This window comes from Vibrio sp. (assembly GCF_984391705.1).
Window position 1 is genome coordinate 29,117 of sequence record NZ_CFHWOM010000021.1, and the last position, 20,488, is coordinate 49,604.

16 protein-coding genes are annotated in these 20,488 nt (G+C 44.9%); 6 read left to right on the forward strand and 10 right to left on the reverse strand.

Features of this window, described 5'->3' with window-relative positions:
* Window positions 1–218: 218 nt before the first annotated feature.
* Together AC4MRV_RS12500 and AC4MRV_RS12505 are read left to right on the forward strand one after the other, a co-directional pair.
* Window positions 219–1,589, forward strand: coding sequence for an endonuclease/exonuclease/phosphatase family protein (locus tag AC4MRV_RS12500; RefSeq protein WP_491187662.1), 1,371 nt, complete (start codon window positions 219–221; stop codon window positions 1,587–1,589).
* A 119-nt stretch (window positions 1,590–1,708) separates the two neighbouring features.
* Entirely contained in the window at window positions 1,709–2,251 is a 543-nt protein-coding gene (locus AC4MRV_RS12505; RefSeq protein WP_491187663.1) for a hypothetical protein, read from the forward strand.
* A 14-nt stretch (window positions 2,252–2,265) separates the two neighbouring features.
* Here the strand turns inward: AC4MRV_RS12505 and AC4MRV_RS12510 are convergent, their stop codons facing one another.
* Entirely contained in the window at window positions 2,266–3,495 is a 1,230-nt protein-coding gene (locus AC4MRV_RS12510) for a S1 family peptidase (RefSeq protein ID WP_491187664.1), read from the reverse strand.
* 197 nt (window positions 3,496–3,692) lie between these two features.
* Between AC4MRV_RS12510 and AC4MRV_RS12515 the strand changes: the two genes are divergently transcribed.
* Window positions 3,693–4,418 carry a DUF3581 domain-containing protein gene (locus AC4MRV_RS12515; protein ID WP_491187665.1) on the forward strand — a complete coding sequence of 242 codons (726 nt, stop codon included), beginning with the start codon at window positions 3,693–3,695 and terminating at the stop codon, window positions 4,416–4,418.
* A gap of 61 nt (window positions 4,419–4,479) precedes the next feature.
* Here AC4MRV_RS12515 and AC4MRV_RS12520 read toward each other — a convergent pair whose 3' ends face one another.
* Window positions 4,480–5,457, reverse strand: coding sequence for an ion channel (locus AC4MRV_RS12520; protein ID WP_491187666.1), 978 nt, complete (start codon window positions 5,455–5,457; stop codon window positions 4,480–4,482).
* A gap of 80 nt (window positions 5,458–5,537) precedes the next feature.
* Window positions 5,538–6,440: a LysR substrate-binding domain-containing protein gene (locus tag AC4MRV_RS12525; RefSeq protein ID WP_491187667.1), complete on the reverse strand. Its 903-nt coding sequence runs from the start codon at window positions 6,438–6,440 to the stop codon at window positions 5,538–5,540.
* 100 nt (window positions 6,441–6,540) lie between these two features.
* On the opposite strand from AC4MRV_RS12525, the gene AC4MRV_RS12530 reads away from it, so the two are divergent.
* Window positions 6,541–7,788, forward strand: coding sequence for a D-amino acid dehydrogenase (locus tag AC4MRV_RS12530; RefSeq protein WP_491187668.1), 1,248 nt, complete (start codon window positions 6,541–6,543; stop codon window positions 7,786–7,788).
* Between the two features lie 285 nt (window positions 7,789–8,073).
* On the forward strand, window positions 8,074–9,612 hold the full coding sequence (locus tag AC4MRV_RS12535; protein WP_491187669.1) for an alanine/glycine:cation symporter family protein: 1,539 nt from the start codon (window positions 8,074–8,076) through the stop codon (window positions 9,610–9,612).
* Window positions 9,613–9,744: 132 nt separating this feature from the next.
* Here the strand turns inward: AC4MRV_RS12535 and AC4MRV_RS12540 are convergent, their stop codons facing one another.
* From AC4MRV_RS12540 to guaB, 4 genes are all read right to left on the reverse strand, one after another.
* Window positions 9,745–10,341 (reverse strand): acetate uptake transporter, encoded by a 597-nt coding sequence (locus tag AC4MRV_RS12540; protein ID WP_491187670.1) that lies wholly within the window; start codon window positions 10,339–10,341, stop codon window positions 9,745–9,747.
* Between the two features lie 242 nt (window positions 10,342–10,583).
* Window positions 10,584–12,269, reverse strand: a complete 1,686-nt coding sequence (locus tag AC4MRV_RS12545; protein ID WP_491187671.1) for a chitinase — start codon at window positions 12,267–12,269, stop codon at window positions 10,584–10,586.
* A gap of 208 nt (window positions 12,270–12,477) precedes the next feature.
* A complete protein-coding gene (gene guaA / locus AC4MRV_RS12550; RefSeq protein WP_134835710.1) occupies window positions 12,478–14,031 on the reverse strand; it encodes a glutamine-hydrolyzing GMP synthase in 1,554 nt (517 codons plus the stop codon).
* Between the two features lie 211 nt (window positions 14,032–14,242).
* Window positions 14,243–15,706 carry an IMP dehydrogenase gene (gene guaB / locus AC4MRV_RS12555; protein ID WP_491187672.1) on the reverse strand — a complete coding sequence of 488 codons (1,464 nt, stop codon included), beginning with the start codon at window positions 15,704–15,706 and terminating at the stop codon, window positions 14,243–14,245.
* Between the two features lie 232 nt (window positions 15,707–15,938).
* Here guaB and xseA point away from each other — a divergent pair, with 232 nt between their 5' ends.
* On the forward strand, window positions 15,939–17,270 hold the full coding sequence (gene xseA / locus AC4MRV_RS12560) for an exodeoxyribonuclease VII large subunit (RefSeq protein WP_491187673.1): 1,332 nt from the start codon (window positions 15,939–15,941) through the stop codon (window positions 17,268–17,270).
* A gap of 19 nt (window positions 17,271–17,289) precedes the next feature.
* On the opposite strand, the gene AC4MRV_RS12565 is transcribed toward xseA, so the two are convergent.
* From AC4MRV_RS12565 to der, 3 genes are all read right to left on the reverse strand, one after another.
* Complete coding sequence (locus AC4MRV_RS12565) at window positions 17,290–17,517, reverse strand: zinc ribbon domain-containing protein (protein ID WP_491187674.1); 228 nt, start codon at window positions 17,515–17,517, stop codon at window positions 17,290–17,292.
* A 430-nt stretch (window positions 17,518–17,947) separates the two neighbouring features.
* Window positions 17,948–18,817, reverse strand: coding sequence for an alanyl-tRNA editing protein (locus AC4MRV_RS12570; protein ID WP_491187675.1), 870 nt, complete (start codon window positions 18,815–18,817; stop codon window positions 17,948–17,950).
* 87 nt (window positions 18,818–18,904) lie between these two features.
* Window positions 18,905–20,389 carry a ribosome biogenesis GTPase Der gene (gene der / locus AC4MRV_RS12575; protein ID WP_331398527.1) on the reverse strand — a complete coding sequence of 495 codons (1,485 nt, stop codon included), beginning with the start codon at window positions 20,387–20,389 and terminating at the stop codon, window positions 18,905–18,907.
* Window positions 20,390–20,488 lie beyond the last annotated feature (99 nt).

Genomic DNA, 20,488 nt, shown 5'->3' on the forward strand with positions numbered 1-20,488 from the left:
GACACTTTTCATTCACTTAACCTGATTCAAAAGGAAGGTGCTGATTATTTATGCAAATATGTGGAATAACTCACATTCAAATAGCTAGGTAGCTTGAGGGCGTGTTCACAAATCCTGCAAACGTTCGACATAACAATTACAGCGAGACTCGCGTCACTTTACATTTAGAGCATTCAAACTAACATCCCCTTGAAATTCATAACCAGAATGCTTCTCAGATGAAAAAGCTTAAAACCTCATTGGCTCTTGCAGTAACCGCTACACTATTAGCAGGCTGTGGTACTACTGCCACTCAAACAACAGAACCACAAATGACCGAAGTAAAGATTGCAACTTACAACCTCTCCTTTGACCGAGCAACTTTTCAAGACTTGGTAAAAGAGATGCAATTAACACCAGAGCAACAGACCTCTTTAGTCATACGCTACCTGGACGGAACCATTGAAGGTGCCGATAAGCAAACAGCGGAGAAAGTCATTCAAATCCGCAACGTGGCCGCAATTATTCAGAAGAACCGCCCAGACGTGTTAATGATGGCCGAGTTTAACAACGACGGTACTGGCAAAGATAAATCAGCTCTAATCGGTTTTCAGACCAACTACTTATCAGTTGCGCAAAGCCTAAAAGGTGCGGGAGCCGAGGCAAACTTAGCGCCGATTAAGTATCCGTTTTTTGAATCCTACTCGACCAATACTGGCTTACTAAGTGAATTTGACTTGGACAACAACGGTCAACAAGGACAGCTACCGGGAGATGCTTGGGGATTTGGCTTCTATCATGGTCAATACGCATTTGCCCTAATGTCAAAGTATGAGGTTGATACCAAGAACACTCGGACTTTCCAAGAATTCAAATGGAAAGATCTTGCGGGCGCGACTATTCCTACCATCACCAAATGCAATGATAAATACAATAAGATCCCACAAGGCATGAAGTGTGGCGATGAATGGTATTCTGAGGCGGAATGGCAACAGGTTCGCCTATCTTCTAAGAACCATGTTGATGCACCTATCATCGTCCCAACCGAGAACGGGGAAGAAGTCATTCATTTGTTGATGTCTCACCCAACGCCTCCGGTATTCGATACTGGCAAAAACCAGATGCAGAACGCTGCAGAAGTGGCTTTTTGGCATCAATACATTCAAGACCAACCTTACTTTTATGATGATGCAGGCAACACAGGCGGCCTAGAGCAAGGCAAACACTTTGTGATCATGGGAGACCTAAACCTCGACCCAGTAGCTGGGGATGGCATTAGCTCTGTAATGCAAGAGCTACACGATGACCCGTTACTGAATCAAAAAGTGATGAATGGTGAGCTCTACCCTTCAAGCCAAGGGGCTGTAAAACACATAGAAGAAAATGGTAAGAATCACCCGAAACCTGAACATGTCACATCTACCTTCGGTTTAGGGGTAGATTATGCTATGCCATCAGCCACGCTAGAAGTCATCGACTCAGGAGTATACTGGGCAACACCAGCCGAAGAAGGCTACTCCTTGTTTAACGATAAACGTGTCGGTAAATACGGCAATGGTAAAGATGTCTCTTCTGACCACCGTATGATTTGGATTAAAGCCCAGTTTTAACATCACTACGCCCTGTCTTGAATGATGGGGCGTATTCTCTTACCAAGGGCAAAGTTCCGTTCGGCAAGTGAGCAAGAGCTAGAATGGATCTTTATACTGACAAACAATATCGATGAATTATGAACAACACTCTCTCTTTACCACTATTGACCTTCTGTCACTCAGAAAGTAGTGATCAGCTAACAAGCTTTATTGACCTATTTTCCCACCATGAAAAGAGCAATACTCAAAGAAGTCTTGAGCTATTGCGTGCACAGCTCAATGATCTGCCTCATTTAGCTGGGCACATTTTTGTCAACTTTCCGGTGCCAGCGACTTCAGAGTGTGTAACCAGTGTGATTTTGTATCGCGGGCTTATCTTCGTTGTATCCATAGATCATCATGGGTTGGAACACGATCCAAAAAGCCAATCCCAAGTGCACCACTTTGCTCGCCAATTTAAAGAGCACCACACAGCAAGCAAAGATAAGTTTATTATTCCCGTTTTACTTACCCCTAATGCACAACCACAAGGCGCTGCGATCCATGTATCAGAGGATTTAGTCGCTAATACAATGTGCGACAGCGGAGAAAACCTTGCTGCATTAATCGAGCACTTCTCTAATCAATACAAAGATGATGAAATTATTGCTGAACAATGGAAAGCGGGTAGCGAGCACTGAGTCTCGCTCCAGCACTAAACCCGATTACGACGGTATATAAAAAGCAGAGCCAGTAAACTGAGTAACCCATTACTCCCACCACCTCCACTAGAACTAGAGTCACAACCTAATTGCGCAGTCCCCCCTCCTACCCCTACGTTCGCGGTTCCTGAGCAGTTAGCTGATGTGTCTGATTCCACCTCATCTGGAGTAATAGTATCGTCCGGAGACTCTTCTGGCTCAGGTGTGGTCGTCGCGGTTAGAAACAGAGGTTTAATCACCTTTTCCGTCGGAGGTTGCGGATCATCAGTATACGACGCAATCCAATCAAGATAGTGGTTTATGTTGGTGTACCAAGCGGGAATTGTTGCAGAACTACAGACCGTGTTACTGATTGGACTAGCACTGATAATACCGACTTGATAGACGTTGGAGTCAGCCCCAGTAAAGGTCAGTGGCCCTCCAGCATCACCGATACAAGCACCAAGGCCATAGGTTTCATCATTTATACTCACTTCATCGTAAGGAAGAGAACACAGTTTAGTTTCATCAGACTCAGAAGCTATATAGAGCGATGTATCATTCGCCCCTTCGAGCGTGGAATAGCAGTTGGAAATTGGATAAAACGCCACATCAACTTCATCTAACCTTGAGTCGCTATTACCAATTACAGGGTCTTCCTCATTTGCATCACCATCTCCCCAACCGATAACTTGAAGGTTAGGCTGAATGTTATTTGCGTCCCATAATGGCTCTAGTGCTAGAAGCTCGTTGTATCGAGTACTATCAACTAGTCTAACGGGCGTCCCAGTTAACACGCGCTCAACACGCAGCAATGCAATATCATTTTGATAAGCGGTGGTCGTTGCACTGGCAGTAGGAAAGTAATCAGGGTGTATCACTACGTGAGTAACACGGAATAGATGACTAATTTCAGTATCCGCTAAGTCAGCCACACCAGAGGTAATTGATACCTCCAAAGGTTTTGCCACTTCATATTGGGTGATGTTTTCTGGGTTAGTCTGAGAGTCTTCCTGTGTTGAGCCTGACGCCACTAAGCAGTGAGCTGCCGTCAAAACCCACTGACTAGCAACGATGGTCCCACCACAATAATGATCTTCTGCCTGAACAGCCGCCCCGACAGACACCATGTAGCTGTATTCGCTGTCATATTCTATCTGGGTGATTTCGTTGCCTGCTACAATCGCATGCGTAGAAAATGGCCACACTAAACAGGCAGCCAAAAATAGACGATGTCGTAACATGTCGCCCCCTTGCCTAAACTGAACGAAAGTTCCAGCCTTACTCAACTAGTTTCTTAATCTACAGTATTGACCAGTTGTGCAGATATCGCACAAAAATATTATTTTCAATATTCATTACCGCTTCTCATCTGGATAGACCATTTAACCATGAACCTTCATGTATACTTCGCTCCAGTTATAGCCACACGAATTTAAGTATGTTTCTGACACCGTATTTTTCGCAAAATAGCGACCAGTTCCAATTCACTCGCCAGCAAGCAAGTCATTTTGCTAAAAAGGTGGCGGGTGATTTCAACCCGATCCATGACGAAGACAATAAACGCTTCTGTGTACCTGGTGATTTACTCTTTGCTGTTCTATTGAGCAAAGAAGGCATCAGCCAGAAAATGCGCTTTAATTTTTCGGGAATGGTGAATGATGGTGTTGCATTGTCGGTTGAAAACAAATGCGAAAAAGAGAGTGCAGTTGTAGACGCCAATGGTAAAGAATACCTACACATGTCTCACGAGGGTGAAGTTAACCGCAACCCTGAATTCATTGAGCATGTCGTCACTAGCTACGTTCAGTTCTCTGGCATGAACTTTCCACACATTATGGTTCCATTAATGGAAGAGCAGCAGGCTATGATTAACTGCCAGCGTCCATTGGTTATCTATGAAAGCATGGAAGTTGAATTTGACCGCTTAGATTTGACTCACCCAGAAGTTGATTTTACCGGAGCGACATTTGATGTTGATGGTAAGCGTGGTGTGGTGACTTTGAACTTTGCATTCAAAGAAGACGGTAAAGTGGTAGGTAAAGGTATTAAACGTATGGTGGCAAGCGGCCTCAAACCGTATGAGCAAGCCTCAGTCGACGACTTAGTTGAGCGCTTTAACGCTCGTAAAGATGCGTTTTTAGAGCAATTTGCTAACGCAGCGTAAAAACATCCTATCTAAAAAACGCCAGCAACTCGCTGGCGTTTTTATTCACTAAGCCCCATTGCTAACGGGTCATCTTCTTTACAAATACCACCACAAACAATGCCATTGTAAAGCTGCCCAGAAAGGCTTCAAACGCGGCGATAAAGCGAGCTACCCCAACAGGTGAAATATCGCCATACCCTAACGTCGTAAACGTCACAACGCTAAAGTACAAAGAGTTAAAAAACTCTAGGAGATAAAACTTCCACCCAGTGACTCCCTCGTAGATGGGATGAGCGCCCGTGGTATCCAAAAAGAAGTACGCTAATGCACAAACAAAGATGAGAAAAATGGAAAACAGCACAACTCTAAGGGGATCTTCTCCATAACCGCAAAACATATCGACCGTTTTGGAAATCATGCGTTGCAAGCTCCACTTAGGCATTTGGTAACGCCGAAAGCGCATTTCACGCTTAAAGAATTCCCCTGCTACCTCAAACAATCCCTGCTTTTCAGACTGCTTACGTATTGCTCGACACACTTCTTCCGCTTCTTGATATAAAGACGCAGCTAGTTTCTTATCTCTTTTCTTTAACGCTTGTTTTGCTTGCACTTCTTGCTTTAAGTTTGGCCCCCAATCTACGTTGTCTAACTTTGCTCGCCCCAATTCAGCCCCGAGTAGATTACAACTGCCTAATTTTGCGCAATGAAGATTTGCGCCAAGCATTTTGGCCTTCATCAAAGATGTGCCTCGTAAATCTAAGCCAAAGAAGTGAGCGTCGCTTAAGTCCGCACGGTAAAAATCCGCGTCACGACATGAATAGCCTTCTTTACACCCTCGGTTAACCAAATCCAAGTCAACCAGGTTTGTTTTTGCCAACTGAAATCCGTCTAGTGGTTTACCCGCTGCGGCCCATTGTTCAACCTTCGTTTTTATATCATCTTTGCTTTTATCTACATTGGGATCGTGCCAATAACAGAGGCCAGATTCCCCACACGGTTGATCGCAGCACCAGCCATCAGGATTTCGATAGCTGCATTGGCCATGTTCAGATTTCATAGTTGCTGCCCCAGAATATACGAGCCGTTATGTTGAGCTCGTTATTCTTAAGTGTAGTGGGTGCATATGGGGATGTGAGACTATTTTAGTTTTTTATCAGTAGTGCTTTGCTCTCTCAGCCACTGCTTGAATAATCTCGTTGGTGGGTTATCAACATGGGTAATCATAAAGTAGCCTGCGTTGGCTTTAATCGCAGGTAAGGGGGCAACAAGCCGATTTTGCTCAAGCTCTTCACCTAGCAGCGCCATCCGTGCCAAGGCAACGCCGACACCAGCTTCAGCGGCAGACATCGCCATATCAGTTCGATTAAAAAAATGTCCTTGATTGGTCTCAAAGTCGAGTTGATTGTGTGACGCCCAATACAACCACTCATAATCTTTCGGTGCTCCTTGCCAGGGCATCGCATCATGCAGCAAGGTCACATCCTTCCAACTTTCTGGCTGATCGACTAAACACGCATATTTTGCTAAGTAACTGGGGCTCATAACAGGCAATAAGCTCTCTTCCATCAACAGTTCGGCATCCGCAGATTTGTAAGGGATAGGGCCATAATCGATAGCGACGTCAAAATTGCGGTTATCACTGTCAACTAACGCCCCCTCTGCAAAAGTATGAATTTGGATTTCCGGATACTGTTTTTGAAAATCCTCTAACCTTGGCACCAGCCACTTAAAAGCCAATGATGGCGTGAGTTTTAAACGGATCTGTTGGCTATCAGACACTCGAGTAAGCTGATAAACGTTCTCTTCTATCGCAGAGAGATGATGAGAGACCGCCTCCACCAGCTTACGACCTTGATCGGTTAAACGAATTCCACGAGCGTGACGTTCAAAAACGCTAAAACCCAGCCTATCTTCAATAGCTTGTAATTGCTGACTCACCGCTCCTGTCGTCAAATTAAGTTCACGTGAGGCGCTGGTTAAGCTGGTATGGCGGGCGACAATACAAACAAGATTAACGCCATGCAGTAATGCTGACTTCATAAGCTTTTAGATTTACTAAACAGTGATATTAATTCTTATCGATTGTTAAGCAGATGTAAATCAAACACTCTTAGCGAAAATCTATTTTGTGGAGCGTGTGGTGAAAGTCGTTGTTTTAGGTAGTGGTGTGATCGGGCTTACGAGCGCTTGGTATTTGTCTCAGTCTGGTTATGAGGTGACTGTCGTGGACCGCCAGCCAAGAGCGGCAGAGGAAACAAGCTTCGCTAACGCGGGGCAAATTTCCTATGGCTACTCTTCTCCTTGGGCCGCACCTGGTATACCAGCTAAAGCGATAAAGTGGTTATTTGAAGAGCATGCTCCACTAAAAATTAAACCATCACTCAGCCCTGATCTCATGAGTTGGGCAAGTAAAATGTTACTTAACTGTCAGCTGGATCGATACCGAATCAACAAAGCTCGTATGCTAACCATCGCAAATCGAAGCAGAGAGTGTTTAGCTGAGTTAAATAATCGATATTCAATGAATTATCAGGGGCGCACACAAGGAACGCTCCAGATATTTCGTTCCCCATCGCAGCTGAAGGCAATCGAAAAAGATATCACTTTGCTTGAAGAAAGCGGGACACGCTATCAATTGTTCGATACCAAAGAGTGCTTGAAGCAAGAGCCAGGGCTCAGCCAAATGCAAGGGAATTTAGTTGGAGGCCTGTATCTGCCAGATGACGAAACGGGCGATTGCTATCTATTTTGCCAGCAGTTACAGAAAATGGCGCAAGATGCTGGCGTTAAGTTCCTGTACAACACAGAAATAAAACGCTTGGTTCAAACGAGCAATAATATAGCAGCAGTAGAAACGAGCGAGGGTGATATCGTCGCTGACCGCTTTGTGGTCGCTCTTGGCAGTTATTCGAAGGCTTTACTTGAATCCGTTGGCATCGATATCCCCGTTTATCCGGTGAAGGGCTACTCATTAACCTTGCCGGTTATCAATGAGTTGAGCGCACCTCAATCCACAGTCATGGATGAGACGTTTAAGGTCGCACTCACTCGTTTTGATCAACGAATTCGAGTCGCAGGCACTGCAGAACTTGCGGGCTTTGATCCCTCTCTACCTGACAAGCGACTCGCCACACTCAACCATGTTGTCTCGAATCTATTTCCAAACGGAACCGACTTATCACAAGCAGAGTATTGGACAGGTTTTAGACCCATGACTCCGGATGGAACACCGATTATAGGAAGAACCCCCATTTCAAACCTGTATACCAATACTGGTCATGGGACCCTTGGCTGGACGATGGCGTGCGGTTCAGCGGAGATCTTGACCCAAATAATGATGGGGGAAGAAGCTCGCTATCTGGAGTTAAGCTACGAACGATACCTATAGTAGAGTCTATTACTATTAAACAATAGATATACAGAATATATCATCAACACAAAGCCATTAGTCGACAATGAACACATTGTCGGCTTTTAGTGCATTTTTATCTACAAACTCTAATTAACCAGCCAATATTGACCATTAAATTCACTTATTAACATTTTTTTAGCATTTTGTGCCTAAGCTCACGCTAATTAACTTTAAAGAATAAATTTATTAACAAACCCATTACAGAAAGGGTAATATCCTGCTCAGAAAACAACCATTACAACTAAGAACAGGGAAATACTTATGCAGTCACTTGTTGATTTTTTGAATGGAATCATCTGGAGCCCGGTACTGATTTATTTATGTCTAGGCGCTGGTTTGTTCTACTCGATCATGACTCGTTTTGTACAAGTTCGTCACTTTGGGGAAATGTGGCGCTTACTTCTATCAGGAAAAAGTTCTTCAAAAGGCATCTCTTCATTTCAAGCATTAGCGGTATCACTATCTGGCCGTGTAGGTACAGGTAACATCGCTGGTGTTGCTGCAGCTATCGGTTTCGGTGGACCAGGTGCAGTATTTTGGATGTGGGTAGTCGCTTTCTTTGGTGCTGCAACTGCTTACGCAGAATCAACTCTAGCGCAAATTTACAAAGAAGAAGATAACGGCGAGTTCCGTGGTGGTCCAGCTTACTACATCGAAAAAGCAATGGGACAGAAGTGGTACGCATGGATCTTCGCGATTGCGACCATCTTCGCGTGTGGCTTCCTACTTCCAGGCGTCCAGTCAAACAGTATTGGTAATGCTGTAGAAGCAGCATTTGGTTCTGGCGAAATGATTGAAACGGCTATCGGCACATTCAGTTTTGCTAAAATCTTCACTGGTACACTGATTTCAGTCATCCTGGCCTTCATCATCTTTGGTGGTGTAAAGCGTATCGCGAACTTCACTCAGATCGTCGTTCCTTTCATGGCTCTCGCTTACATCATTACCGCATTTGTCATCATCCTGCTTAACATCGGTGAAGTACCACGTGTATTCGCAATGATTGTCGGTGATGCATTCACGCCAATGGCGGGTGTTGGTGCAGCTATCGGTTGGGGTGTAAAACGTGGTGTTTACTCAAACGAAGCTGGCCAAGGTACTGGCCCTCACGCAGCGGCAGCGGCAAGCGTTGATCACCCAGCTCAGCAAGGTCTAGTTCAGTCGTTCTCTATCTACATCGATACACTACTAGTATGTTCAGCGACAGCGTTCATGATCATCATCACTGGTGCATACAACGTTCATGGAGCAGAAGGCTTCCTAGTACAAAACGTAGCCGCAGATATTGCAGCAAACGGCCCAGTATTTACTCAGATGGCGATTGAAAGTGCCCTACCAGGCATCGGCAAGCCGTTCATTGCGATTGCGTTATTCTTCTTCGCTTTCACAACAATTCTGGCTTACTACTACATCGCAGAAACTAACATTGCTTACATCCGCCGTACATTCAAAGTAAATGGTTTGATGTTCATGTTAAAAGTCGCACTTATTGCTGTGGTCTTTTACGGAACAGTGAAAACCGCCAACCTTGCATGGGCAATGGGTGATGTTGGTGTAGGCTTAATGGCTTGGCTAAACATCGTAGGTATTTTGATCATCTTCTTTATGTCAAAACCAGCGCTAAAAGCTCTGCACGATTATGAAGAACAACAGAAAAAAGGTGTAACCGAGTTTACCTTTAACCCAGTAAAACTAGGCATCAAAGGTGCTGATTACTGGGAAGATAAATACCGTCGCAAGACAGGTAAAGAACCTTCTGCAGAAGTTGAAACTAAGCCTGTAGAGCAACCTTCAACTTAAGCGATGAATTAAATAAGAAAACGCAGTGGTAAAAAAAGGGGTTAGCCGATGGCTAACCCCTTTGTTCTTACTGTTCCCATATATTTCAGTACCGATGTTATCAGGCCAACACCCATACTTAATATTCGTCTGTTAAGCAGCAACCTGCTCTAATTCAACTTCTTGAGCGGCTTTCTTTTCACCGATAGGTAGAATCGTACGACCGTACTCATTATTTAGTACCTGTGCCATCGCAAAGTAAATTGCGCTCGCGCCACAGAAGATACCTTCAAAACCCGCGATAGTGCCAATAAGTTCACTACCAGTGAAGTCGCGCGCAGCAAGTAGGAAAAATAGGATGGTCAAAGAACCAAATACGATCTGTTTTGCTACTGGATAGCACAGCGAACCAATAAACATGAAGCCAGTGAAAACGCCCCATAGTAGTAGGTACCAACCCATAAAGCTTGCTGGACTTGCTGGTAAGCCCATGTAAGGCATTACGATTAAACCAACCAGCGTCAACCAGAAAAGACCGTATGAAGTAAATGCAGTAGTACCAAATGTATCACCACGCTTAAAGCACATCATGCCAACTAGAACTTGGCTAAGACCACCATAAAAAATACCCATTGCAAGAATCATTGAGTCAATTGGGAAAAAGCCTGCATTGTGGATGTTTAGCAGGATGGTCGTCATACCGAAACCCATCAGGCCAAGTGGAGCTGGGTTTGCCAGTTTTGTTGACATTTTGCGCACCTTTCAAAAAAGTTAATAAAAATTACGCGCGAAGTTTAATCCCCTTCAACAGAAAAGATAAACATTGAATTTGCAATCTAAGATTACGCAAATCATTTTATATAAACCCAACTGATTCCAGACATCTGTAACACATTAAATTTGTGACATTTTTACGCAATACAGCAATAAAAAAAGCCCCAAGACAATGCTTGAGGCTGATGTTTATCGTGTTCGATTTCTAACTGAATAACTTACTGACAAGAAATCTCATCCCAGAACCAATTAGATTGTGTTGGGCTCTCCCATACTCCAGGACCGTTCTTAGCAATAAAGCACTTACCCAGATAAGTCACTTTGTCTCCATTCGCTACTTGCGTCACACCTGGCTCCCATTGGATAAAGGTATCAGGAACGGGAGTTGGCTCTGGCGTTGGTTCCGGATCTGGAGTTGGGGCTGGGGTTGGCGTTGGCTCCGGCGTAGGGACTGGCTCAGTCGGTGTACCTGAGATCAACTCCCATGGGCCGCCTAGGCTTGGGTCATCGCCTTGAGTCCACCATTTAGCTTTATACGTTGCACCTTTATAAGTAACTTGCTCGCCACCGGTGTAAACCTTATTCGCGTCCCAGTCCGTTCCCGTACCAGGGCCTGTGCCAGGATCAACAGGGTCAAGTTTGTCTACTACTCGCACCTCAGGCCAACTTGAATGAGAGCCGTAGAAGTTAGTCACACATTTTTCGTAATCACCAGGGACCAGTGCTGAGTATGCAGTTTGGAAGCCCACCAGCTCACACTCAAATGAGTAACCACCAGGGCGATCAGCGTAATACTTCCAGTTACCGTCCCAGTTGGTATATAACACATCGGTAGCACCATTTAGGTTCAAGCTGCCATATGGAGTTTGTTGCCAACAAGTATTCTTCTCGTCCGCTTCCAGTGGGATTTGGTAGTGCGAAGACAAGCCTTCCCAGTAACGAATGCGATTAACTGGTTGACCTTTATTTTTGTTTTGCTCACCGCACTCAATACCGCCGTTGATAATGTTAATGGTGGTACCAAAACCATAACCAATACCTGCATCAATTTCGCGCTGAGAAGGCGACCAAGTTTTATCGATTACATGCAGCATCGCTGGCTTAGGCGCTTGTGGTGTAAGGAAGAACCAAACCGCAGAAGCTAGGTTTAACCAAGAGTCTGCAACCAAACCCGGGTTATTGAGCAATACTGACGCGTCTCCGTCAAACATCACCTCAGAGAACGCGCCATAGTTAAAGTGGTAAGAAAGCTGTTTTGCGCCACGACCAAAATAGCCTTGCCCAGCCGCACATGGCCATTTCTTGTTTTGCCAATCGTTTTGGCCACAGCCTGTTGTGTAACCTTCCTGACCTTCTGACCAGCCCATTTCACGCACGTGTACTAACGCTTGTTGCCACTCTTCAAGGGCCAATGGGTTGTCTGAAATATTATCTTTAGCAATGTGCCCACCCGTTTCTTGGGCAAAGTGAGCAAATGCGGTAACGATGGAACGTTTACAAATCGCATCAGAATCGCGGCCATCGGTATATTCTGCACAGAATGCAGGGAACTTACCTATTGCACGTAAGAAACGGGTATAGGTGTATTCCGGAGCCGCCATATGAGTGAGAAAGTCCCACTCTGCACGCGGAAAGACGCGCTCTGCTCGCTTTACGTTTTCTGGATTGCTAGCAAGACCAGAATCAATTGCCTCTACCACGCTGTTTGGCGCTGTACGTAAAGCCTGAGACCAAATTTTATACATGGGGTCGGCTGTTTTTTGATTCTCAACAGCTTGAATATCAGCACGTGAGACCACATAACCGGTTGGATTATTTGGATCGGGTTGAATGTTCATAGCAGCCCATGCAGTTGAGCTCATGCTCAGTACGCTTGCTGCCGCCAAAATATGTAGGGGTTTCATTATTATACAACTCCTTTTGTTTCGAAGTTGTATGAGGATAGATTAGGACTTCGTGCGGTAGATAAGGCCAAAAGTCAACTTGCGAGGCAACACGAAAAGCAACGTAATAAAGGTATATGCGCCGTTATAAAAGCGATAGATGTGTTCAAAAAAACCAGCCCGAAGGCTGGCTTCATATGTGCTTAATTGAGTTCAATTTTTAGCAGAATTATTCCCACTCAATTGTCGCTGGCGGCTTACCAGAAATGTCGTAAACAACACGAGAAATGCCGTCAACTTCGTTGATAATACGGTTAGAAACCTTACCTAAGAAATCGTACGGTAGGTGTGCCCAATGTGCCGTCATGAAGTCAATTGTTTCAACTGCACGTAGAGATACAACCCAATCGTACTTACGACCGTCGCCCATTACACCTACAGAGCGTACTGGTAGGAATACTGTGAACGCTTGAGATACTTTGTTGTAAAGATCAGCAGCGTGTAGCTCTTCAATGAAGATAGCGTCTGCACGACGTAGTAAGTCACAGTACTCTTTCTTGATTTCACCAAGAACACGAACACCTAGACCTGGACCTGGGAATGGGTGGCGGTAAAGCATGTTGTAAGGTAGACCTAGCTCTAGGCCAATCTTACGAACTTCATCTTTAAACAGCTCACGCAGTGGCTCAACAAGGCCCATCTCCATATCGTCTGGCAGACCGCCAACGTTATGGTGAGATTTGATTACGTGTGCTTTGCCTGTCTTAGATGCCGCTGATTCGATAACGTCTGGGTAGATAGTACCTTGAGCTAGCCATTTCGCATTTTTCAGCTTCTTCGACTCTTCATCAAATACGTCTACGAATACGTGACCGATTGTCTTACGCTTCTCTTCTGGATCCGATTTGCCTTCAAGTGCTTTTAGGAAGCGATCTTCAGCATCAACTTTAATGATGTTTAGGCCGAACTTGTCGCCAAACATATCCATTACTTGCTGACCTTCGTTAAGGCGAAGCAGACCGTTATCAACGAATACACATGTTAGCTTGTCGCCGATTGCGCGGTGAACCAGCATCGCTACTACCGATGAATCAACACCACCAGATAGACCTAGGATAACTTCGTCGTCACCTACTTGCTCTTTAATACGAGCAACAGCATCTTCGATGATTGATTCAGAAGTCCAAAGACGCTCACAACCACATACGCCAAGAACAAAGTTCTCTAGCATTTGTAGACCACCTTTAGTGTGAGTCACTTCAGGGTGGAACTGAACGCCGTAGTATTTCTTCTCTTCGTTCGCCATAGCAGCGTAAGGACATGTGTCTGTCTCGCCAACTTTCACGAAGTCTGCTGGAATTTCTACTACTTTGTCACCGTGGCTCATCCATACGTCTTGAGTTGCTTCAAGATCTTTAAACAGTGCAGATTCACCAGAAACTTTTACTTGTGCGTAGCCAAATTCACGTTCAGTAGAACCTGCTACTTTACCACCTAGCTGCTCTGCCATAGTCTGCATGCCGTAACATACACCAAGAACAGGAACACCTGAGTCAAATACATATTGAGGCGCACGTGGAGAGTTTTCTTCCGTTACGCTTTCTGGGCCACCAGATAGGATGATACCGTCTGGATTGAATTCACGAATATCCGCTTCTTCAACATCCCAGCTCCAAAGTTCACAGTAAACGCCGATTTCACGTACGCGGCGTGCTACTAGTTGAGTGTACTGAGAACCGAAGTCCAAGATCAGAATACGTTGGTCATGAATATTTTTAGTCATTTTGAGCAGTCTTATAAGCTAAGTGATTAAAACGGAGGCGAGTGTACTCGCCTCTTCTTAATGCTTCAAGGAAAAAAGCAAACGTTTACGTTGAGTGTATAGGTTTTATTTTTACGACGGTATTTCGTTTGAGAGCCAAGAGAAAGCGTGCAGTTTATAAGTATAAATGAGCACTTTCGATGCAGCTATCGAACGAAATAACCAGTAAAAATTAACCTAGACGGTAGTTTGGTGCTTCCTTGGTTATTTGAACGTCATGTACGTGAGACTCTTTCATGCCTGCACCTGAGATACGTACAAATTCAGCTTTAGTGCGCATATCTTCAATAGTTGCAGAGCCTGTTAGACCCATGCTTGAACGTAGACCACCCATTTGTTGGTGAACGATCTCTTTTAGGCGACCTTTGTATGCGATACGACCTTCGATACCTTCTGGTACCAGTTTGTCTGCTGCGTTGTCAGACTGGAAGTAACGGTCAGAAGAACCTTGAGACATTGCGCCAAGAGAACCCATACCACGGTAAGACTTGTAAGAACGACCGTTGTAAAGGATAACCTCACCCGGTGCTTCTTCAGTACCAGCGAACATAGAACCAACCATCACACAAGATGCGCCAGCTACGATTGCTTTACAGATGTCACCAGAGAAACGGATACCGCCATCAGCGATAACTGGGATACCGTATTCGTTAGCAACTTCTGCTGCGTCTGCGATTGCTGTTACTTGAGGAACACCAACACCAGTAACGATACGAGTTGTACAGATAGAACCAGGGCCGATACCTACTTTAACTGCGCTTACGCCAGCTTCGATAAGTGCACGAGCACCTGCACCCGTTGCAACGTTACCACCAATGATCTCTAGATCTGGGTAAGCTGCGCGAGTTTCGCGGATACGGTTTAGGACACCTTCAGAGTGACCGTGAGAAGAGTCGATAAGTAGAACGTCTACACCAGCTTCAACAAGAGCAGCAACGCGCTCTTCGTTACCAGCGCCAGCGCCAACAGCGGCACCAACACGTAGACTGCCGCGCTCATCTTTACATGCGTTTGGCTTACGTTCTGCTTTATGGAAATCTTTTGCTGTGATCATACCGGTTAGTTGGAACTCATCGTTCACTACCAGTACTTTCTCAACGCGTGCTTCGTGCATTTTCTCTTGCACTTCTTCACGTGTTGCACCTTCTTTAACTGAAGCTAGACGCGACTTAGGCGTCATCACTACGTCTACTTTCTTAGACAAGTCTGTTACGAAGCGAACGTCACGACCAGTAATGATACCAACCAGTTCGTTTGTTTCAGTAACAACTGGGAAACCAGCAAAGCCGTGCTTCTCAGTTAGAGCGACAACGTCAGCGATTGTTGCATCAGGGCTTACTGTTACAGGGTGAGAAACCACACCTGCTTCGTAGATTTTAACCTGACGAACCATCTCAGCTTGTTGCTCGATAGACATGTTCTTGTGGATAAAGCCAATGCCACCTTCTTGCGCGAGTGCGATAGCCAGACGAGCTTCCGTCACGGTATCCATCGACGCAGAAATCATAGGGATGTTCAGTGAAATGTTTTTAGTCAACTGAGTGCGAAGATCAGCTGTGTTTGGGAGAACAGTGGAGTGAGCTGGCACGAGTAGTACGTCATCGAATGTCAGCGCTTCTTTGGCAATTCTTAGCATTTGCAATATCTCACAATTAGAGGAGTAAAAAGAACAATCCGGTCTCATCGTTTCGCATAATGAGGGCAGTCAGTTTTGTTAACTTGACTACATTTGGATTAGATATTGCGGACGGATTATACGGCCTACGTAATCGCTTGACCACAAATTTTTTAATTTTTTTCTTGCATTTACCCCCTTGATATGTATTATATTGCCGCTAATTTCCATATTCACGTCCGCGAGATTAGCTGTGTCATCTCTGACCAATCAAAACATCTTCACTGTTTCTCGTCTTAATGCTGAAGTGCGCCTGTTACTCGAAAATGAAATGGGTATTGTTTGGTTAGTCGGTGAGATCTCAAACTTCTCTTCTCCTGTTTCTGGTCACTGGTACCTCACTCTTAAAGACTCTCGTGCTCAAGTTAAATGTGCCATGTTCCGCGGTAACAATCGCCGTGTAACCTTCAAGCCACAAAACGGTAATCAAGTACTGGTTAAAGCTCGCTTATCTCTTTATGAGCCACGCGGCGATTACCAATTGATCATCGAAAGCATGCAGCCAGAAGGTGACGGCCGACTTCAGCAGCAATTTGATGAGTTAAAGATGAAGCTGGCCGGTGAAGGCTTGTTTGCTCAAACTAATAAGCAACCATTACCTGAGCACCCAAAACGAGTTGGCGTGATCACCTCAAAAACAGGCGCAGCGCTTTACGACATTTTAGACGTATTGAAACGCCGTGACCCTTCGTTACCAGTAGTGGTTTATCCAACTATGGTTCAGGGTGAAGAAGCTGCAATCCAGATTGCTCAAGCGATTGGCTGCGCTAACAGCCGCAATGAGTGTGATGTATTGATCGTTGGCCGTGGTGGCGGTTCGTTGGAAGACTTATGGTGCTTTAACAACGAGATACTGGCGAGAACCATTGCAGCAAGTCAGATCCCGATTATCAGTGCAGTTGGCCATGAAGTGGATGTAACTATCGCTGATTTCGTCGCAGACATGCGTGCACCGACTCCTTCTGCGGCCGCTGAGCTGGTTAGCAGAGATAACAGCCACAAAGATCAAGCGCTGGTATCTCGCCTACATAAATTGCAAAGTGCAATACGCTACTATCTCGCAGAGCAAAAACAGCAGAGCTCAAGTTTAACGCATCGTTTGGAAAGGCAGCATCCTCGCCATCAGCTTCAGCGTCAAAGCCAGCAACTTGATGATCTTGACATACGTCTCCAACGGGGTATGGAGCGTTATTTATCGGCTCGCCTACAAAAAATTGAACGCCAGCAATACAAGATCCAGTTACATTCACCAATCAAAAGGCTCAATGAGCAGAAGTCTTCACTACAACGACTAGAGCAGAAACTGCTGGATGCAATGGATAGAAAGCTGCTAAATACTCGCCATCAACTGGCTTTAGCCGCAGAGAAACTCGATACGGTAAGCCCATTGGCAACTCTAAAACGTGGTTACTCTATTACCCAAAATGAATCAGGTAAGGTGATTACCCAATCATCAGAAATGCAAACGGGCGACACTTTGGTCACCCGCTTATCTGATGGCGAAATCCGTTCTACCGTTCAGTAGCCCATTACTAGAAGTAGAGTTATTCGCCGACTTTAAGAAACTCAAATCGAATGCGTGACTTTGATTTAAGTTCGTTGCAACTATTACAGAAGTAGTTGGCTGCTCCACACGCTTGCAACTTTTCTAGCTCTGCATGGCATTCAGGGCAAAAGCCCACTTTTTTAAAATCTACGTCGCACTGATTGCAATGATACTGACCTTGCCACTCCAGCTCTTGTTCACAACTTGGACAATTATTTTCGTTCATCAGTAAACCTACTCGTGTTTTTATACTCTTCACTTTAGTGACTTATTCAAACCATACTATGATCTTGCTCATTACCTTATCTCCTTTCTAAGATCGATATAAGATCATCGGCAAAATCCATTTTGATCAGCGATCTGCCCCGTTAAGAATATTTATATCACCACATACCGAAAGCATAAGTTACATGTGCTGCATTTGGATTTATATCAGAACAAAAACCCAAATACACCAAAAATAACACCATTATTAGAATTTAATAAAAAGATCTCTTTCGAGATTATTAAGTTACATATTCCTGTTTTTCGACCACTATGTCGTTGATAAACATTCAGGCATTCTTCTTTATCGGTGTTGCTTGGTGGAAATTACTCGGTATGTGATGACAATAAAAAAGCCCGCTATAACAGCGGGCTTGTTCAACACCTAATGACTATTGCTTTGCTACCACTCGGGTATTCATCTCAATGTTCTGCTCATCCAGCGCCGTTAAACTCACCACTATTTGCTCAAATTCACTGAGTGAATCCGCATGTGTGCCTCCACATGGGATCTGAGCAATACTCGCTTCCCCGAGATCGCATTGCCAGTATCGAGAATCGGTTAGCGCTTCACCTTGGCAATCAATCTCAATAGCCGAGCCCATTTGCAACCACTCACAAATTTGCTTGTTTACGTTAGACTCAATCGATTTCAGGTCTGCAAGCATATCACCGCTATTTAGCCCGCGTTTACGCAAGGTTTTCCCTAAACGGTAGGTATCTAAACACTTATCTTCGGTAACGAAACTGCTCTCTTGCGCATAACTGTTAAAGTCATAATTACCATGTGGATCTTTACGGTCAGCATCTTTACGCCAATACTGCCCTTCTACCAATACCTTGTTGAGTGCCAAATAGGCAATATGCCCCGCACTGTGACCTCGGCTCAACGCATCTTGGTAATGCTTATCGACGTTAAGCTCAACGTTTTCACCAACAGATAGCTCCAATGCGCCTTTGTTTAAGCAGTGGACGACCACAAACGCCCAGCCAGCTTCATTACGCTTCACTGGGATGGCTTTACCGACATACAGCTCATTTGACGCTAGTTCTACCGCCCCAACTTGGCAATCAACGACTGGACAACCATTAAGTTGACCGCGATCGGCAGGATGATCTGGCCAAATATGGCTCACTGGGTGAAATGGAGTTTTATCAGTCACCACGTAGAGCAGGTCTCCCTCTTGCTTGAGCAGTTGAACCTTTGCGTTAAGCTGCCAGAGGTTGTGGCAAAATTGGGTTATGGTTGGAGTAACTTGCATGTCTTAACCTATAAATACAAAAAAGCGCCACTGGAGAACAACGGCGCTTTTACAATATATAAAATCTCTAGAAATTATCCGCTAGAGTTACTTCTTACGATTCTTCATCACACTCATTAGGCGCTTGCGTTTGCGCTCTTGAGAGAGTGTCATCTTATTCGACTTGCCTTCAAACGGGTTATCGCTGTTTTGGAAGATGATACGAATTGGCGTGCCCATGATCTCTAATGACTTACGGAAGTAGTTCATCAGATAACGTTTGTACGAATCAGGCAAATCATTTACCTGGTTACCATGAATAACAACAATCGGTGGGTTGTAACCACCAGCGTGCGCATATTTCAGCTTAACACGACGACCACGAACCATTGGCGGCTGGTGATCTTCTGTTGCCATCTTCATGATACGAGTCAGGACAGATGTACCAACACGCGTCGTCGCCGACTTGTACGCTTCTTGTACTGATTCAAATAGATGGCCAACACCTGTACCGTGCAATGCCGAGATAAAGTGAATGCGTGCAAAGTCAACGAAACCTAAACGGCGGTCTAGCTCTTTTTTCACGTGCTCTTTCACGTCCATATCCAAACCATCCCACTTGTTTACTGCGATAACAATTGAGCGGCCAGCATTAAGAGCAAAACCAAGCAAGCTTAGATCTTGGTCTGAGATGTTTTCACGAGCATCGATAACAAGAAGCACGACGTTCGCATCTTCTACCGCTTTAAGCGTTTTAACAACCGAGAACTTCTCTACTGTTTCATTGATACGAGTACGGCGACGAACACCTGCTGTATCGATCAGTACGTATTCACGACCATCACGTTCCATCGGAATATAGATAGAATCACGCGTTGTGCCTGGCATGTCGTAGACAACCACTCGCTCTTCGCCAAGAATACGGTTAGTAAGTGTCGATTTGCCTACGTTTGGACGACCAATGATTGCAAGCTTGATTGGTTGATCCTGCAGGCGAGTAAACTCTTCTTCAGCTTCTTCTTCGCTGTAATCTAGCTTCTCTTCCTCGTCTTCAAACTCAGTCAGATCTTCTAGTTCACCTTTGCTCTCATCCAATAGCTTTTCAGCAAACGGATTCAATGCAAGATCGATCAATGCAGTCACACCACGGCCGTGAGCTGCTGCAATTTGGTACATGTTCTCTACACCAAGTTGCCAGAACTCTGCACTTGCTGCATCTGCATCGATACCATCAACTTTGTTCACGACTAACATTGATGGTTTTTCAAGTTTACGCAGGTGCTTGGCAATCGCTTCATCTGCTGCCGTTAAGCCCGCGCGGCCATCAACCATAAATAGCACAACGTCAGCTTCATCGATCGCTGCGAGCGACTGCTCTGCCATTTTGGTTTCTACGCCTTCTTCCGTACCATCAATACCGCCAGTATCGATAACGATAAATTCGTGTTCACCAAGCTTCGCTTGGCCATATTTACGGTCACGAGTTAAGCCAGGGAAGTCCGCAACCAAAGCGTCACGAGTGCGAGTCAGTCGGTTAAACAACGTTGATTTACCAACGTTTGGACGCCCTACTAGAGCAACAACAGGTACCATAACAACCTCTACAATATACTTTTCTTTATGTAGTTATAGGTAACAATTCGCCTAATTTCATTCCCATAGCGATTTACCTATAACCACACATAACTTCTT